This window comes from Imperialibacter sp. EC-SDR9, from assembly GCF_902498805.1.
Classification (GTDB): domain Bacteria; phylum Bacteroidota; class Bacteroidia; order Cytophagales; family Cyclobacteriaceae; genus Imperialibacter.
Window position 1 is genome coordinate 283,786 of record NZ_LR701574.1, and the last position, 15,868, is coordinate 299,653.

Sequence of the window (15,868 nt, forward strand, 5' to 3'; positions counted from 1 at the left end):
GAATTTTTCCGAAGGCCATAGATTCCTTTATTAAGTAAGCAGGTTATATACTAATTAACCGTTTTTCTTGTTCTGAACCTCAATTCTAATTTCTTGAGCTAAGTTCTTCAGCTCTTGCATACCCTTACGTACTCTCGTACCGGCAGCTTGGTTTTCTTTGTCATAAAATTTCACGAAGTCTCCTTCAAGTGACATAACTAAATCTCTGATTTGGTCAAATCTTTTCATATGTAAGAATTTTAGGTTATTGATGAATTAAAAAGGTTGAGCAATATAAATAAATTGTTTAAAAATGCATATCCCGAGTGGTAATTTGTGGAAAACTATCCAACTGTAGCACCTTTTGACCCTGCTTTTGCATAGATTCCTTCATCTAATTTGCCTTTAACTTTTTCAAAGGCGGCAATGGTCACCTTAACATCTTCCAGGGTATGCACAGCAGTTGGGATAATGCGGAGCATAATCACTCCTTTTGGTACCACCGGATAAACAATCATGGAGCAGAAAACACCGTGGTTAGTTCGGAGATCTCTTACAAGGTTTGCTGCCTCATAAAGATCGCCTTTTAACAATACCGGCGTCACCGGTGAGGTGGTAGTTCCAATGTTAAAGCCTTTGGCTCTGAAGCCGTCTTGCACAGCACGAACAATCTTCCAGAGGTTGTCCTTGTGCTGAGGTTGAGTTCTTAATATTTCCAATCTCTTAAGCCCGCCAATGATCAAAGGCATTGGGATAGACTTAGCATAAATTTGAGACCTGGTATTGTAACGGAGGAAGTCGATAATTTCTGCTTCACCGGCCACGAAAGCCCCAATGCTCGCCATAGATTTGGCGAAGGTAGAAAAGTAAAGGTCGATTTGATCCTGAACTCCCTGCTCCTCTCCTGTGCCAGCACCCGTTTTGCCCATAGTTCCAAAACCATGTGCATCATCCACAAGAAGCTTGAAGTTGTATTTGCTCTTAAGAGCAGCGATGCCTTTCAGGTTGCCCTGATTGCCGCTCATTCCGAAAACACCTTCGGTAATGACAAGGATACCGCCACCAGATTCTTCGGTAAGTTTCGTAGCCCTCTGAAGTTGCTTCTCAAGGCTGGTCATATCATTGTGCGGGTACACAAAACGCTTGCCTATGTGCAAACGAAGACCATCTATGATACATGCATGAGATTCCGCATCGTATACGATAACATCTTTTCTATCAACAAGAGCATCTATTACCGACATGATTCCCTGGTAACCGTAGTTCAGCAGCATCACATCATCCTTTTCTTCAAACTTTGCCAACTCTTTTTCAAGTTGCTCATGGTAGTTTGAATTACCAGTCATCATTCTCGCACCCATTGGATAACCAAGTCCCCAAGCAGCAGCAGCCTCGGCATCAACCTTTCTTACCTCCGGGTGGTTAGCCAAACCAAGGTAGTTGTTGAGACTCCAGGTAAGTACTTCCTGGCCTTTGAACATCATTCTTGGAGCGATTTCCCCTTCAAGCTTGGGAAACATGTAGTAATTATCATCGATGAACTTATGACGACCTAGTGGTCCCTTGTCCTGAAGAAGCTTTTCAAAAAGATCCATTTATCAATTTAGCGTTATCTGTGCGTGTTTTTCAAAAAACACACAAATCTAATAGGAATAATTCGGCATATCAAACCAACTTTAAATAATACACAGGGAGTTTAGAATTTAGAATTGAAATAAGTAGCATTGTGCATACCGACCTCAAAACAACATCGATGCCCAACATTAAGAAGATATTAATTGCGAACCGTGGTGAGATCGCTCTGAGAGTGATGAGGACTGCCCGGGAAATGGGGATAAAAACGGTGGCAATATACAGCGAAGCGGATAGAAAAGCATTACACGTTAGATATGCGGACGAAGCATTCTGCGTTGGCCCCCCACCCTCAAAGGAGTCATACCTTAAGATGGACGCCATCATTGACGTAGCGAAAAAAGCCGGAGCCGATGCCATTCATCCCGGCTACGGCTTTCTCTCTGAAAATGCCATTTTCGCAGACAAAGTAGCGAAAGCCGGGCTCATCTTCATCGGCCCTTCCCCGGCTGCTATTGAGGTGATGGGCAGCAAACTTGCGGCCAAAGAGGCCGTGTCTCATTACGACATACCCATGGTGCCCGGCATACAAACAGCCATCACTGATATTCCAAAAGCAAAAAAACAAGCAGCTGAAGTAGGCTATCCCATACTGATTAAAGCAAGTGCAGGTGGTGGTGGCAAAGGCATGAGGATTGTGAACGAGGAGAGTGAATTTGAAGAACAAATGCAAAGGGCCATCAGTGAAGCAGAATCAGCTTTTGGAGATGGTGCCGTTTTTATTGAAAAGTACATTACATCGCCACGACATATAGAGGTGCAGGTGCTGGGCGACCAGCATGGCAACATCATCCATCTGTTTGAAAGGGAATGCAGTATTCAGCGGCGGCACCAAAAGGTCATTGAGGAAGCACCTTCTTCCGTTTATGGTAAAGAGAAGAGAATGGCCATCGGCGAGGCAGCAGTTAGAGTAGCCAAAGCATGCGACTATTACGGAGCTGGAACTGTGGAGTTTATAGTAGATGAGAATCTCGATTTTTTCTTCCTTGAAATGAACACCCGTTTACAGGTAGAGCATCCAGTGACGGAACAGATTACGGGAATTGACCTTGTCAGACAGCAGATACTGATTGCAGAAGGCAAACCACTGGATATCAAACAAGAAGACTTGAAAATACACGGTCACTCATTGGAAGTGAGGGTGTACGCAGAAGACCCTGCCAATAACTTCCTGCCAGACATTGGAAAGTTGGTTACCTATGTGCGCCCGCAGGGGCTTGGTGTGCGGGTAGACGATGGCTTTGAAGAAGGCATGGATATACCGATCTATTACGACCCAATGATTGCCAAGCTGACCGTGCACGCCGAAACGAGAGAACTTGCCATCGGAAGAATGCTCAGGGCCATAAACGAGTATAAAATATCAGGCATAAAAACGACGCTTCCATTCTGTAGCTTTGTTTTGCAACACGAGGCCTTTGTTTCAGGGAATTTCGATACCCGGTTTGTTGAAAAGTACTTCACCCCAGCGTCGCTGGATGTTGACCTAACGGAACAGGAAGCGCAGATAGCAGCCCTCCTGGGAGTAAAGCAAATGGCCGTCACTCAAAATAGTTCCGGACAAAGTACATCCAGTTCCCCGTCGGATGTAAAGCTGAGCCAGTGGAAACAAAGAGCAAAACTGTAGCAAAAAGGAATGGCAGAGATAAGACCCTTTAAAGCCTGGAGATATAACTACAAGCTGCGAAAACAAATTGACGAACTAACTTCTCCCCTTTTTGACGTTGTTTCTGAGAAGCAGAGGGCCAGGTTGTACCAAAACCCGCACAATAGCATCCATTTGTCGGTGCCCCAGGGAGAAAACGCTGCCTGGAAAGCAGGGCAAACGCTCCAGCAGTGGAAGGACGAAAAAGTAATTGTTCAGGACATGGTGCCGGGCATTTATAGCTACTTCCAATATTTTACCTTGCCAGGCGACACCAAAGAATACTGCCGCAAAGGTTTTATCGCATTTATCCGAGCCTACGACTGGTCAGACAAAGTGCTGATGCGACACGAAAGCACGATGCCGCATTCCGTTGACGACAGGGTGGCCATTCTCGAAGAAACGAAACTCAACGTGAGCCCCACACACGGGTTGTATACCGACCCCGGCTTCCAAATAGAGGCTATGCTTGATGCCAGCATCCAACAGCCAATTTATGAAGCGGAAGACTATCAGGGAGTGCGGGATGTCCTCGGGGTGGTGAATGATGCAGCATCGATTCGAAAAATCGTTTCCATCATGAAAGACAAGCAGATAATATTGGCGGATGGTCACCACCGGTATGAGGGATCGTTGAGGTACAAAAAAATGCAATTGGCCAAAGAGCCGACGGCTACCGGCAAAGAAGCCTTCAATTACCATATGATGTACTTCACCAACACGGAGGCGCACGATTTAAGAATTTTGCCTACCCATCGCCTGGTAAAAAACATCCCCGACTTTGTGCCAGCTCAACTTCTCGAAAAGTTGGCTGCTTATTTTATTATTAAACCTGTGGAAAATGCCTCCGATGTCAATGAGATCATTCTCGGCAAGCAATGGGCTTTTGGTTTACTCATGGGTGACGAGGCCTACAAAATACGACTCAAGCCAGAGTGCATCGACCTGATTGACTGGAACTTCCCTGATAAAATCAAAGAGCTTGATTTGACAGTGATGCACTACTTTATTTTTGAAAAGATACTGGGCATTGCCGGCAAAGACCAAACGAGGTCCGAAAAGATATCGTTCGAACGAAATTTCACGGAATGTCATTCAAGTGTATTGAGTGGAGAGGCGCAGTTTGCGGTCATCACCAAGGATATATCTATCGAAACAATCAAAGAAGTGTGTTTGAGTGGGTATACCCTCCCTCAAAAGTCTACTTATTTTTACCCCAAAGTCATTTGCGGTTTTCTGTTTGGATCTATTCAAGAAGATGAATTTACGTCACCCTTTGATTCTAGCCTCTAACTCCCCCAGGAGGCAACAGCTGCTGAGAGAAGCCGACTTTAGTTTTGAAGTCTACACCGAGCAGGTGGATGAAAGCTATCCGGATAGCATCGAAAAAACCGGTGTGGGTGAATACCTGGCCAGGAAAAAAAGTGCCTTTTACGGCAAAAAACTTTCCAATGCCATCATTGTCACAGCCGACACGACGGTTGTGCTGGATAACAAGCTTTTGGAAAAACCAGCCGACGAAAAAGAGGCTTTTGAAATGCTTACCAGGCTATCGGGCCGGTCACATGATGTAATTACTGGCGTCTGTATTGCTGCACCGGACGGCCTTGATTCTTTCTCGGTATCAACCCGGGTAACCTTCAAAGAGTTGGCCAATGATGAGATTGATTATTATATCAGTAACTATAAACCGTTCGACAAGGCAGGTGCCTATGGCATCCAGGAGTGGATTGGCATGATAGGTATCACGGGCATAGAAGGTTCTTATTTTAATGTGGTGGGCTTGCCCATTCAGGAAGTATACCGAAGGCTACTAAAGTACCGTTTGTGAGCGGCCCATTTGCACTTTAGTTGAACTCGTCTTTCAGACTGCTATAGATTCTCTTCGATTTTTCCAGGCCATTCCTGTACACCTCTGCCTCCGCTGGGTCGGGCAAAAACTCCTTTTCGAAATGCACCAGCCTTGACGCATCTTTCAAATCCTTCAGTTCACCGATGGAATGCATGCCAAGAATAGCGGCTCCAAATGCTGAACTTTCGGCAGAGTTGCATAGCCAGCAAGGCTTTTGAAGCACATTGGAAAGGGTTTGAATCAGGTAATCTGACTTGGCAAAGCCGCCGCTAACTACTACTTTTTCCACCTCTCCGGTTACCTGGTCAACAGTTTCTGCAATATGGTGAGCAGCCTGGAAAACACCTTCCCACACCGCCTTATAGAAATGATTTTTCGTGTGGTTCATCTGTACGCCGAAAAACACTCCCTTTGACTCCGGATCCCAAATTGGCGCTCTTTCGCCAAGCAGGTAAGGGAGAAAAATCAAACCATCGCTCCCGGGCCTTACAGATCGCAGCGCCTGTTCGTCAAACTCACCATCGCCAAATTCCTTTTCAAACCACTGGGCCACCACACCACCGTTGTTAGATGGCCCGCCAACAACGTACAAGTCACTTGTCAGGATGTAGTTGAATACACTTTGCTTTTCATCTCTGACAAATTTGTCTATTGTCTTGCGGTAGGCGCTGCTGGTACCAATAGTGAGCGAGGCGGTGGTTGCATCAAGCACTCCGGATCCCAGGTTGGCCAGGCAGCCATCACTGGCCCCGATAATCACCGGAGTATCCACTTCGACACCAAGCTGCTGAGCGATGCCAGCTTTGAGTTTCGGGAGAATTGTCGTTGTTGGAACTACAACCGGCAACTGCGCTTCCTTTATCCCGGCCACTTGCAATGCCAGGTCATTCCACTTTGTCTGCTCGTTATTGTATAAGCCGGTAGCTGAGGCCAGCGACTGATCTAGCAGGTACTCCCCTGTCCATCTGTGAATTATGTACTCTTTTATTGAGACAAACTTCTCGGCTCGCTGCATCAGGTCCGGGCGGTTCTTTTGCAGCCATAGCAGTTTGCACAGCGGCGACATGGGGTGAATGGGTGTGCCTGACGCAAAATAGATGGCAGCCCCCTCTTCACTGGCCTTTAGCTGTCTGGCTTCTTTGTCGCTTCTATTGTCGGCCCAGATAATAAGATTAGTGATAGGTTCCCCAATTTTGCCTATCAGCATTAGCCCGTGCATGGCCGACGAGATGCTTACAGCCATCGGTTTTTCACCCAACTGTTCAACAAGCGTTTTGAGCGCAGCTTCCGACGCATTGACAATTTGCCCTGGATCTTGTTCAAACCAACCTTCCTGCGGAGAAATAAGAGGGTAATTATTATTGACTACTTTGAGCTGCCTGCCATCAACGCCAAATGCTACTGCCTTTGTGCTGGTAGTGCCAATGTCTAAACCTACGAGGTACTGCATCCAATTGTGTTCGAAAAACTATGATCTGTAAACTTATGGCGAATTAAATCGTTTCTTTTTACTAATATGAAATCCAGGACTAAAATTTGATCCAGATGAGCGAAAGTTCTTCCTTATTCCCAGCCCAAAGGAGTCAGCAATTATTTGAGTACTTGTTTCTGATCCACTTGAAGGAAATAGAAAAAGATGTTGTTGAATTAAAGGAAAGGCTTTTTAATACCATGGGAAGCAGGTATGCCGGACACCACTCCACACCTCATATTTCACTTTTTAACATTTCCACTACCGATCAAATGGACCACATGCTGGAACTAATGAATATTAGCTGGATGCCGTCGTTTGAGGTAAACGTAAATGGCTTCGACTATTATTCACATGGCCAAAAAAGCAGAACGCTTTACGTGAATATTGAGAAAAAAGACAGCATTGTTTACCTGCAAAAATGGCTGGCCAATTTTTTCAAGCTGAGAAGGCACAGCTACGACCCACATATTACGCTGGGAAGGACAATTCCTGTCGATTTGTTTGAAAAGGCCTGGGACGACATAAAGAGCCTGCGTTTCCAAAAATCGTTTACCTGCGACCGGCTGGTTGTTCTGAAAAGAAAACAACAAAAGGAAGACCCTTTGAAATGGGGACCCTACCGGGAAATCATGCTGGCAAGCAATTAAAAACAGTCAGCTAGTCAGAGCCCGGCAATATTATGGTTTCAACCAGGTTGGCTGAGTGCTCGATTCGTGCTCTCTCCCAATAATGTCTTTATACAGTGCGGGCCTTCTTGCCTTTCTATAGCGGTAGCCACCAGCTAATGTCAGTTTTTCTGGGGTAATGGTAGCCACAGTTACCTCATCGTCAAAGCTTTTTATTTCTGTCAGAATTTCTCCATAAGGATCAAGAATAAGGGAATTGCCATTTTTCAGGTGCTCCCCGTCGTAGCCAATAGGGTTTGTGAAAACGTAGTACACACCATTGTCATAAGCCCTTGCCGGTAGCCAGCGGAGCAGCCAGGCCCTTCCTTTCGGACCATCAAACTCCATGCGAAGCGGCACAGGATCGGTGTCTCTCTTTTGCCATAGAGCGTCGTCAACATAGCCCCGGCCGGGCATAGCCGACGGTGTACACATAGTTACGTGTGGCGCAAAGATGATTTCAGCCCCCAGCAGTGCCGTGGCTCTCACATTCTCGACCACATTGTTGTCGTAGCAAATCAAAATGCCACATTTCCAGCCCAGCAGGTCGAAAACAACATATTCGTTGCCGGGACTCAGGTACTCACTAATAAATGGATGAAGCTTACGGAACCTGGCTATCACACCATCTTTTGTTGCACACACATAGGTGTTGTATACTTTGTCTCCGTCTAGCTCCACAAGGCCAGCCAACACTGCTATATTGTGTTTTCTGGAGATGCTTATCAACTGCTGACAGGCCGGGCCATCTGGAACCGACTCAGCCAGGGCAAATACGTCATCCTTTGAAAGGTTCTTGAAAAATGTGTAGGCTGTCACCGACATTTCATGAAAGCTGATGACGTCAGCACCCCTGTTGGCGGCTGCTTTGGCGAGCTTGTCAATGACCGAGAGGTTGTAAGCTTTGTCGCCATCCTTAGGTTGGAATTGGGCAACTGCAATCTTAATTGGCTTCTTTTCCATAAAAAATAAAGGGGCTTAGCGCCCCCTTTCGTTAAAAATAATACCTTCTGAATGCTTCAATGGCTTCATACTCAGCCAGGCCAAGTAAGTCGTAAATCCTGGCGGTGTCGTGGTTTCTGTCTTCAGCCCGTTGCCAAAACTCTCTGGCGTCGTTGCCAGGGAACACGGCAGCGTCCTTCTGCGACTGGTGTTTGAAGATGGCCTTTCGCTTCCTCATGAGTTCGTCAGGGCTAATAGGCACAGCCATGTCGATGTTCTCAATCTCCCATTCCTGCCACGCACCTCTGTAGAGCCAAACCCTGCAGTCATCCATCCATTTCTCACCCTTCATTCTGTCAACGGCCTGAATGATGGCATCAAGACATACCCTGTGTGTGCCGTGTGGATCCGACAAGTCACCCGCTGCGTAGATCTGGTGAGGCTTCACCTTTTCAAGCAAGTCCATGATGAGCTTAATGTCGTCTTCGCCAATGGGTTTCTTTCTTACTTTACCTGTTTCGTAGAACGGCATGTCCAGAAAGTGCATTTGCTCATCAGGAATGCCAACATACCTGGCACCCGCTTTGGCCTCTGAGCGCCTGATCAAAGCCTTTATCTTCATTACCTCAGCGGTGTCTACTTCCCCTGGCTTCTTTTTCTTCAACGCCTCCTTCACACCTTTGTAAAGATCTGTTTCCTGAGGGTTGGTGTAGCCAAATTCCTTCCTCAAGTCACGGAAGAAGTCGGCAAAACGAACCACATCATCGTCGAACACAGCAATATTGCCGGATGTCTGGTAAGCTACATGAACCTCATGTCCCTGGTCGACCAGCCTGATAAACGTACCGCCCATGCTGATTACATCATCGTCGGGGTGAGGACTGAAGATAATGGCACGTTTGGTAGCTGGCGTTGCCCTTTCCGGACGATGTGTATCGTCGGCATTGGGCTTGCCGCCCGGCCACCCTGTAATAGTGTGCTGCAGCTCGTTGAACAACCTGATGTTGATCTGGTAGGCGGGGCCATGCTCCGTGACCAGATCGCTCATGCCATGTTCTGCATAATCTCTGTCGGTGAGCTTGAGTACCGGCTTTTCCATCTTCTGGCAAAGCCAGATAATGGCCTTCTTCGATAAGTAATCATCCCAGGTGACCTCACCCACCAGCCATGGGGTTTTCACTCTTGTGAGCTCTGCTGAAGCAGAAATGTCGAGATAAAATTGGGTGTTTGAATGACGCTGGAGGTAAGTAGCAGGTACCTGCTCCGAAACTTCGCCCTCAATTGTTCTTGCTATAACTTTGGCTTTCCCTTCGCCCCAGGCCATCAGAATAATCTTTTTGGCTTTCATGATAGTGCCTACACCCATGGTGATGGCGTGGCGTGGAACGTTTTCCTGCGCAAAAAAGTCACTTGCAGCATCCACCCTTGTGATGTGGTCAAGGGTGATCATTCTTGTTGGAGAGGTTATTGAAGAACCTGGCTCGTTGAAACCGATGTGACCTGTGCGGCCAATGCCCAAAAGCTGAAGGTCAATGCCCCCTACGCTGTCAATTTTCGCCTCATAGTTCCGGCAGTATTCGTAAACGTTTTCTTTGGCTACGGTGCCGTCAGGTATATTTACGTTGGCCATGTCTATGTCCACATGGTCAAACAGGTACTCCTTCATGAACCGCACATAGCTCTGCAACTCATTTGGTTGCATAGGAAAGTACTCATCCAGGTTGAATGTGATCACATTTTTGAAGCTGAGCCCCTCTTCCTTATGCATTCTTACCAACTGGTTGTATACCTGCGTTGGTGTGGAACCGGTGGCAAGTCCCAGCGCACACTTTTCTCCTTTGGCAGCTTTGGACTTGATCAGCTCAGCAATTTCCCTGGCCACGGTCAGCGAAGCCAGCTGACTGGTAGGCAAAATCTCTGTGGGAATCCTCTCAAAACGTGTCAGTTCCTTTTTATCTACTGTTCTGATGTCAGGCACAGCGACGAAGTCGTATCCTTTGGCGGTTTTTGTTGTCATCTTGGTGTCGTTTGTTTCCAAATCTGTTGCAAGGTATAAAAAATGTGTGCGCACACAAAGCTATTTTAAAGCATTTTTTGTTTTTTTTTCAATCTTCGGGGGCTTCTACAGTCGTTGGCCCTAAGAGCAACCCTTCAATCCCGCTCCAGCACTGCCTTCTCCGATGGGCGTATCCTTTTATGTCCATTTCCCAGGTGTGAGCCTTTCAAATTACTACTTCTGTGATTGATTTTTGCTATTGTTGGAAATTTCATGAAATTTTAGCTAAAAGCATACGACCAACCCAGTTCCCTTATGCATCTTCCTATTTTACTTACTATAGGCATCATTTTCGGTATAACTATCCTGGTTGTACTTGTATGTAATTATTTTAGAATCCCCTACCTCGTTGGTTTTCTTCTCACAGGAATCATTGTAAGCCCCACCACCTTCGGTATCTTAAATGGTGCTACCGAGGTGGAAGTATTTGCGGAAATTGGTGTCATTCTACTTCTTTTTTCGGTTGGGCTCGAGTTTTCCATCAAGAACCTGTTGAAGATTAAAAAATATGTGCTAGTGGGAGGCACGCTTCAAGTGATATTCACAATTCTGCTTTCAACGCTTCTCTCCAGGCTCTTTGGTGTTTCATGGAATCAGGCAGTATTCCTTGGGTTTATTGTCACTTGCAGCAGCACTGCAATAGTGATCAAGCAGCTCCAGGACAGAATAGAAATTCCTACAAGCCACGGCAAGCTGATCCTTGCCATTCTGTTGTTTCAAGACATTGCTATCGTTCCCATGATGCTTTTGGTTCCTATCCTGTCGGGGCAGAGTAGCGATTGGGTCATGGACATAGCCATCCTGGTACTGAAACTTGCGGCACTTTTGGCAGGTGCTGTGCTGGCGGCCCGATACCTTATTCCACCGTTTTTAGTGATTGTGATGAAAACTAAAAGCCAGGAGGTGTTTCTGATTGCCACCATCTTTATTGTTTGCATGATAACCACGATCACTTCCTACCTTGGACTTTCGCTGGCACTGGGAGCATTTATTGCGGGTTTGATTGTGGCTGAAACCGACTATAATAAACTGGCCATTAGCTGCTTTTTGCCATTCAGGTATGTCTTTATCAGCTTCTTCTTTATTTCGCTTGGCATGCTCCTCGACTATCGCATATTTTTTGAAAGTCCACTGCTTGTGATGATGGGAGTATTTCTCGTTCTTATCCTTAAGTTTTTCGGTGGCTTTTTTGCTGGAAAGTCGCTGCAGGTACCCACGAAGACTGCAATCATTTCCTCTCTTATGATCATGCAGGTTGGGGAGTTTTCGTTTATCCTTGTGAAAGCTGGGTTCAATCAGGGGTTGATTTCAGAAACGAACTTTAAAGTTTTCATTCCGGTTGCTATCATAACAATGGCTATCACTCCACTGGTCATTCAAAATGCCGACAGGCTCTCTAACATTTTTGCTAAACCAGCTTCTGCATGAGCGAAAAACCAAAACTTTATGGTGCCGATTGGTGCCCCAAAACATCAGGGTTTCGTAATTATCTTCAAAGTGAGTGGGTGGACTTCGAATTTCTGGACATCGAAAAAGACGACAAGGCGATGGAGGAAGTGAAGGCGATGAACGGAGGGCTGGTCAAATTCCCGATGGTTGTGGTGGGTGACGACAAAATGAAAAACCCTCCCATAGAAAAACTACGGGAGAGCTTAAAAAGGAACAAGTTGGTCTGACCGCTTACCTGTCTGGCTTGCTATTCGTATTTCAGATTGTCAACCGGATTTGACCTGGCAGCCTTGAAGGATTGAAAGCTGACAGTGACCAACCCAACAAGGATGACTATCAGGCTGGACACAAAGAAAGTGCCCAGGCTCAAGCCAACTCTGTAAGCAAAATCGTCCAGCCAAAGGTTCATCGCATACCAGGCTAATGGAATGGCAACAATTATGGCTATCACCAGGAGGATAGAAAATTCGGTGAAGAGCAGCCTCACCAGCGAGAACACCTCAGCACCCAGCACTTTGCGAATACCAAGCTCCTTCTTTCTTCTTTCGGCAGTGTAGGCCGAGAGTCCAAAAAGCCCCAGGCAGCCTATAAAGATGGCTAGCCCTGAAAAAACGGCGAAGATAGTGCCTAGCTGGCTCTCCGACCGGTACTTTGCTTCGAACGACTGGTTCAGGAACTGATATTCGAAAGGAATGCCCCCGGCCACCTGACTCCATGTTTCTTCCAGGTCAGCCAGGGTCCTGGAAAGGTTGTCAGTCTTTAGTCTGACAGCCATGTGGTCAGCCGAGTATTTTGTGATGAATAGTAAAACAGGCACTACATTGTTTCTCAACGACTCGAAATGAAAATCTTTTACCACACCGAGAACGGTGAATTCCTTTTTGCCTTGTATGCCGAACTCACCAAGCACCTTGATTTTTTGGCCATGTGCCTGGTCAATCCCAAACCTTTTCGCAGCCGTCTCATTGATTACAACCCCGGAAGAATCACTTGGCATTTGGATATCGAAGTCCCGCCCGCTGAGAACCTCCATTTCAAAGGTCTTTAGGTAGTCAAAATCAACAGACCATACCTGGCACGAAACTGATTCTTCAATGCTGGTTGTGCCCTCGGGGAGAAACGGCTGGTCGGAGCGGAAGTCGCTCAGAGGATAAAAAGAGGATATAGAGGTATTCACAACAGAAGCATTCTTGGCTAGCTCGTTCCTGAGCACTTTGCTCTTGTCTCCTAGATTGCCAACATTTTCAAGTATTATTACCTGTTCCCTGTCGAAGCCCAGGTCCCGGTTTTGAGTGTAATTCAATTGACTGTACACCGTAAGTGACCCGATAATAAGGAACAACGAAGTGGCGAATTGAAAAACCACCAGCACGTTTCGAAACCAGCTAGCCCTGCTACCCGCCTGGTAAGTGCCTTTCAAAACCGCAGTCGGCTGATACTTCGACAGGTAAAAGGCTGGATAAAGCCCGGCCAATACACCAATGCCAAACACAGCGGCAACGAGATAAACCCAAACAATTGGCCGATCGAGTAGGATGTGCCCGACTTCTTTTCCGCTGAAACTGTTGAAAAGCGGCAGCAGCAATACCACGAGAAGAACAGCAACCACGGAAGCCAGAAAAGCGAACAGAATAGATTCTGTAAGAAATTGGCTGATGAGCTGCCCACGCACCGATCCGAGCACCTTTTTGACTCCCACCTCCTTGGCTCTCATGGCGGCTCTTGCTGTAGACAGGTTCATGAAATTGATGCAAGCAATGACCAAAATAAACAAAGCAATGGCGCTGAAAATGTAAACATATTCCATGCTTCCATTGGCTTCCACTTCAACGGCCAAATGAGAATTAAGATGAATGTCGGCCACTGGCTGAAGGTAATAGTTGATATGATCGCCACTTGCCATCATCTCCTTAAAGTCCACACCCACCATTTCCTTGAGCTGCGGAGCAAAATACTTTTCATACACCGAGGCAAATTTCGCTTCAAGGCCTGTTTCGTCATTCTGGGCATTCAGCAAAAAATAGGTGTAGTAGTTATTGCCCAGCCAAACATTGTCATTGCCCCGGTCGTTTTCTATCGAAATTAAGAGCTCCGGATGAAAATGGCTGTTTTCAGGCAGATCCTCATACACGCCGGAAACCTCTACGGTTAACCGTTCATCTATCTTAACGCTCTCCCCAACGGGGTTCATATCGCCGAATATCTTTTTAGCAGAAGAATGAGACAATACAATAGTATTGGGTTCGGTAATAGCATTCGCCAGGGAGCCATATACTGTGGAAAACCGAAAAATATCCAGCAGCCCCTGCGAAGCATAAAATATGTTCTTTTGTTTATAGAAAGCATCTCCTTTTTTAACGAGGCCAGTACCGTAGGTTCGCATTTTGCCGGCGATTTCAATCTCAGGGAAGTCCTTCAAAAATGACTCTGCCATGGGAGCAGGCGTGACAGGAAAATCGAATTGGTTGTTGCCAAATCTCAGGTCTGACGCCACCCTGTATATCCTTTTATAGTCGGGATGGAACTTGTCATAACTGAGCTCATCCATCACAAAAAGCATGATAAAAAGGCAGCTTGCCAACCCTATGGCGAGGCCGGAGATGTTCAGGAAAGAATAGAACCGGTAGCGGTTCAGGTTCCTGAGAGCAATCATTAGGTTGAAACGAATCATTGTTGTTGTATTTGAGTTTGACTTTAGCTTTTTTAATGCAAAAGGGCGCAGGAAGTTGATCACATGGTACCAATAGACGATACCCGCCTTCCTCTTTCCTTTCTGCTGATATATTCTGAAATAGTACTCGGCAAGATCACCCTGCACCTCTTCCAGCAACTCACCTTTACAGAAGAATTCCAGTAACCTGTCGGCCCAAATGGGTGGTCTTCCGATGTCTGGAGATGAATTGTTCATACTTTTCCAATATTCAAATCAGGCACCTGGCTCCACAAATTGACCCGCACATCCTTTGACTCAATCAGTGCCTTTTTTCCCAAACCAGTCATTTGAAAAACCCTTTTTCGTCTTCCTCCCCGCTCTTGCGTTCCTTCTGTCATACCAGACTCCACGTATCCCTTTTCTTGCAGCCTGTTGAGCGTGGCGTGCACTGCACCAATAGCAGCACTGCGCCCTGTTTGCTTTTCAAGCTCGTCTCTGATACCCAATCCATAGGCATCCTGGCCAAGCACCCCTACTATCAACAAGATGATTTCTTCAAACTCACCCAATACGTCGCCTTTCATAGTCACTCTATTTTGTAGAACTAATACGAAGGTAAGGGGATATTTGTTCTACAAAAGAGAGCAAAAGAATAATTTTTATATAGAAAGAGATATTATAGCTTAGCGGAAACATCCTTTAAACAGAGTACAATGGTGGTTTTAGGCATTGATATTGGTGGCACAGGCATGAAAGCAGCTCCCGTGGATACAAGAACAGGCTCCTTCATGGAAGATCGGTTCAGAATCCCTACACCCTCCCCAGCCACACCAGACGCAATGATTGCGACCGTTAAAGCCATTGTTGAACATTTTGACTGGAAAGGCATCATTGGCATTGGTTTCCCGGCTGCCATCAAGAAAGAAATTGTGATGACCGCCTCCAATATCGACGAAAAGTGGATTGGCCTCAATGCTGGTAAAGCCTTCGAAATGGCTACAGGCTGCCCTACCCACCTTATCAACGATGTGGATGCCGCTGGATTAGCCGAAGTGAAGTTTGGCGCTGGCAAAAAGGAAAAAGGATCCGTAATCATGGTGGCTGCAGGAACGGGCATAGGCACCTCCATCTTCTACAAGAAAAGGCTTTTTCCCAATACCGAGCTGGGGTATATCATGGTGAACAACACCTTCGGTGAGCACTATGCATCTGCCAGTGTGAAGGAAAAGCAAGAGCTTGACTGGGAAGTTTGGGGCAAAAGATTCAATGAATACCTCAAAAGGCTCGAATTTCTGCTGTGGCCCGATCTGATTGTCGTGGGCGGCGGCATCTCCAAAAAACACAAGGAATTTTTCAGGTACCTGGATCTTGACACCAAGGTGGTGCCTGCGAAGCTCAGGAATAATGCCGGTATTATTGGAGCAGCCCTCGCTGCAAAAAAAGAATTGACCTGACACTTGTCAAAAAAACTGACAAAAGTCTTTTTCGCCTGTTGACCGATCTCATTTTCTGGTTGAGAGC

The 15,868-nt window shown here is 46.3% G+C and carries 14 protein-coding genes; 7 read left to right on the forward strand and 7 right to left on the reverse strand.

Annotation, left to right across the window (positions count from 1 at the left end; all coding sequences use genetic code 11):
- Nucleotides 1-54 precede the first annotated feature (54 nt).
- Together GC130_RS02545 and GC130_RS02550 are read right to left on the reverse strand one after the other, a co-directional pair.
- The gene (locus tag GC130_RS02545; RefSeq protein WP_151996684.1) at nucleotides 55-228 is read right to left on the reverse strand and encodes a histone H1; all 174 of its coding nucleotides are present in this window, start codon (nucleotides 226-228) and stop codon (nucleotides 55-57) included.
- Between the two features lie 95 nt (nucleotides 229-323).
- On the reverse strand, nucleotides 324-1,574 hold the full coding sequence (locus tag GC130_RS02550) for an aminotransferase class I/II-fold pyridoxal phosphate-dependent enzyme (protein WP_151996685.1): 1,251 nt from the start codon (nucleotides 1,572-1,574) through the stop codon (nucleotides 324-326).
- Nucleotides 1,575-1,732: 158 nt separating this feature from the next.
- On the opposite strand from GC130_RS02550, the gene GC130_RS02555 reads away from it, so the two are divergent.
- The 3 genes from GC130_RS02555 to GC130_RS02565 are packed head-to-tail and all read left to right on the forward strand — an operon-like array spanning nucleotide 1,733 to nucleotide 5,087.
- On the forward strand, nucleotides 1,733-3,238 hold the full coding sequence (locus GC130_RS02555) for an acetyl/propionyl/methylcrotonyl-CoA carboxylase subunit alpha (RefSeq protein WP_151996686.1): 1,506 nt from the start codon (nucleotides 1,733-1,735) through the stop codon (nucleotides 3,236-3,238).
- Between the two features lie 9 nt (nucleotides 3,239-3,247).
- Nucleotides 3,248-4,549, forward strand: a complete 1,302-nt coding sequence (locus GC130_RS02560) for a DUF1015 domain-containing protein (RefSeq protein WP_151996687.1) — start codon at nucleotides 3,248-3,250, stop codon at nucleotides 4,547-4,549.
- Nucleotides 4,533-5,087 carry a Maf family nucleotide pyrophosphatase gene (locus GC130_RS02565; RefSeq protein ID WP_370455729.1) on the forward strand — a complete coding sequence of 185 codons (555 nt, stop codon included), beginning with the start codon at nucleotides 4,533-4,535 and terminating at the stop codon, nucleotides 5,085-5,087. The genes GC130_RS02560 and GC130_RS02565 overlap by 17 nt, the downstream gene beginning before the upstream one ends.
- A gap of 16 nt (nucleotides 5,088-5,103) precedes the next feature.
- Here the strand turns inward: GC130_RS02565 and GC130_RS02570 are convergent, their stop codons facing one another.
- On the reverse strand, nucleotides 5,104-6,558 hold the full coding sequence (locus tag GC130_RS02570) for a gluconokinase (protein WP_151996689.1): 1,455 nt from the start codon (nucleotides 6,556-6,558) through the stop codon (nucleotides 5,104-5,106).
- Between the two features lie 95 nt (nucleotides 6,559-6,653).
- Here GC130_RS02570 and GC130_RS02575 point away from each other — a divergent pair, with 95 nt between their 5' ends.
- Entirely contained in the window at nucleotides 6,654-7,229 is a 576-nt protein-coding gene (locus GC130_RS02575) for a 2'-5' RNA ligase family protein (protein WP_151996690.1), read from the forward strand.
- 30 nt (nucleotides 7,230-7,259) lie between these two features.
- On the opposite strand, the gene GC130_RS02580 is transcribed toward GC130_RS02575, so the two are convergent.
- Together GC130_RS02580 and nagB are read right to left on the reverse strand one after the other, a co-directional pair.
- Nucleotides 7,260-8,210: a nitrilase family protein gene (locus GC130_RS02580; RefSeq protein ID WP_151996691.1), complete on the reverse strand. Its 951-nt coding sequence runs from the start codon at nucleotides 8,208-8,210 to the stop codon at nucleotides 7,260-7,262.
- 31 nt (nucleotides 8,211-8,241) lie between these two features.
- On the reverse strand, nucleotides 8,242-10,206 hold the full coding sequence (nagB, locus tag GC130_RS02585) for a glucosamine-6-phosphate deaminase (protein WP_151996692.1): 1,965 nt from the start codon (nucleotides 10,204-10,206) through the stop codon (nucleotides 8,242-8,244).
- A gap of 294 nt (nucleotides 10,207-10,500) precedes the next feature.
- On the opposite strand from nagB, the gene GC130_RS02590 reads away from it, so the two are divergent.
- Together GC130_RS02590 and GC130_RS02595 are read left to right on the forward strand one after the other, a co-directional pair.
- Nucleotides 10,501-11,673 carry a cation:proton antiporter gene (locus GC130_RS02590; RefSeq protein WP_151996693.1) on the forward strand — a complete coding sequence of 391 codons (1,173 nt, stop codon included), beginning with the start codon at nucleotides 10,501-10,503 and terminating at the stop codon, nucleotides 11,671-11,673.
- Nucleotides 11,670-11,921 carry a glutaredoxin family protein gene (locus tag GC130_RS02595; protein ID WP_151996694.1) on the forward strand — a complete coding sequence of 84 codons (252 nt, stop codon included), beginning with the start codon at nucleotides 11,670-11,672 and terminating at the stop codon, nucleotides 11,919-11,921. The genes GC130_RS02590 and GC130_RS02595 overlap by 4 nt, the downstream gene beginning before the upstream one ends.
- A gap of 20 nt (nucleotides 11,922-11,941) precedes the next feature.
- On the opposite strand, the gene GC130_RS02600 is transcribed toward GC130_RS02595, so the two are convergent.
- Together GC130_RS02600 and GC130_RS02605 are read right to left on the reverse strand one after the other, a co-directional pair.
- The gene (locus GC130_RS02600; protein ID WP_151996695.1) at nucleotides 11,942-14,602 is read right to left on the reverse strand and encodes an ABC transporter permease; all 2,661 of its coding nucleotides are present in this window, start codon (nucleotides 14,600-14,602) and stop codon (nucleotides 11,942-11,944) included.
- Complete coding sequence (locus GC130_RS02605) at nucleotides 14,599-14,931, reverse strand: PadR family transcriptional regulator (protein WP_151996696.1); 333 nt, start codon at nucleotides 14,929-14,931, stop codon at nucleotides 14,599-14,601. The genes GC130_RS02600 and GC130_RS02605 overlap by 4 nt, the downstream gene beginning before the upstream one ends.
- Nucleotides 14,932-15,060: 129 nt before the next feature.
- On the opposite strand from GC130_RS02605, the gene ppgK reads away from it, so the two are divergent.
- Nucleotides 15,061-15,801, forward strand: coding sequence for a polyphosphate--glucose phosphotransferase (gene ppgK, locus GC130_RS02610; protein WP_151996697.1), 741 nt, complete (start codon nucleotides 15,061-15,063; stop codon nucleotides 15,799-15,801).
- Nucleotides 15,802-15,868 lie beyond the last annotated feature (67 nt).

Coding starts and splice junctions, on each gene's coding strand:
- GC130_RS02545 (WP_151996684.1), bottom strand. CDS start 228: ATGAAAAGATTTGACCAAATCAGAGATTTAGTTATGTCACTTGAAGGA.
- GC130_RS02550 (WP_151996685.1), bottom strand. CDS start 1,574: ATGGATCTTTTTGAAAAGCTTCTTCAGGACAAGGGACCACTAGGTCGT.
- GC130_RS02555 (WP_151996686.1), top strand. CDS start 1,733: ATGCCCAACATTAAGAAGATATTAATTGCGAACCGTGGTGAGATCGCT.
- GC130_RS02560 (WP_151996687.1), top strand. CDS start 3,248: ATGGCAGAGATAAGACCCTTTAAAGCCTGGAGATATAACTACAAGCTG.
- GC130_RS02570 (WP_151996689.1), bottom strand. CDS start 6,558: ATGCAGTACCTCGTAGGTTTAGACATTGGCACTACCAGCACAAAGGCA.
- GC130_RS02575 (WP_151996690.1), top strand. CDS start 6,654: ATGAGCGAAAGTTCTTCCTTATTCCCAGCCCAAAGGAGTCAGCAATTA.
- GC130_RS02580 (WP_151996691.1), bottom strand. CDS start 8,210: ATGGAAAAGAAGCCAATTAAGATTGCAGTTGCCCAATTCCAACCTAAG.
- nagB (WP_151996692.1), bottom strand. CDS start 10,206: ATGACAACAAAAACCGCCAAAGGATACGACTTCGTCGCTGTGCCTGAC.
- GC130_RS02590 (WP_151996693.1), top strand. CDS start 10,501: ATGCATCTTCCTATTTTACTTACTATAGGCATCATTTTCGGTATAACT.
- GC130_RS02595 (WP_151996694.1), top strand. CDS start 11,670: ATGAGCGAAAAACCAAAACTTTATGGTGCCGATTGGTGCCCCAAAACA.
- GC130_RS02600 (WP_151996695.1), bottom strand. CDS start 14,602: ATGAACAATTCATCTCCAGACATCGGAAGACCACCCATTTGGGCCGAC.
- GC130_RS02605 (WP_151996696.1), bottom strand. CDS start 14,931: ATGAAAGGCGACGTATTGGGTGAGTTTGAAGAAATCATCTTGTTGATA.
- ppgK (WP_151996697.1), top strand. CDS start 15,061: ATGGTGGTTTTAGGCATTGATATTGGTGGCACAGGCATGAAAGCAGCT.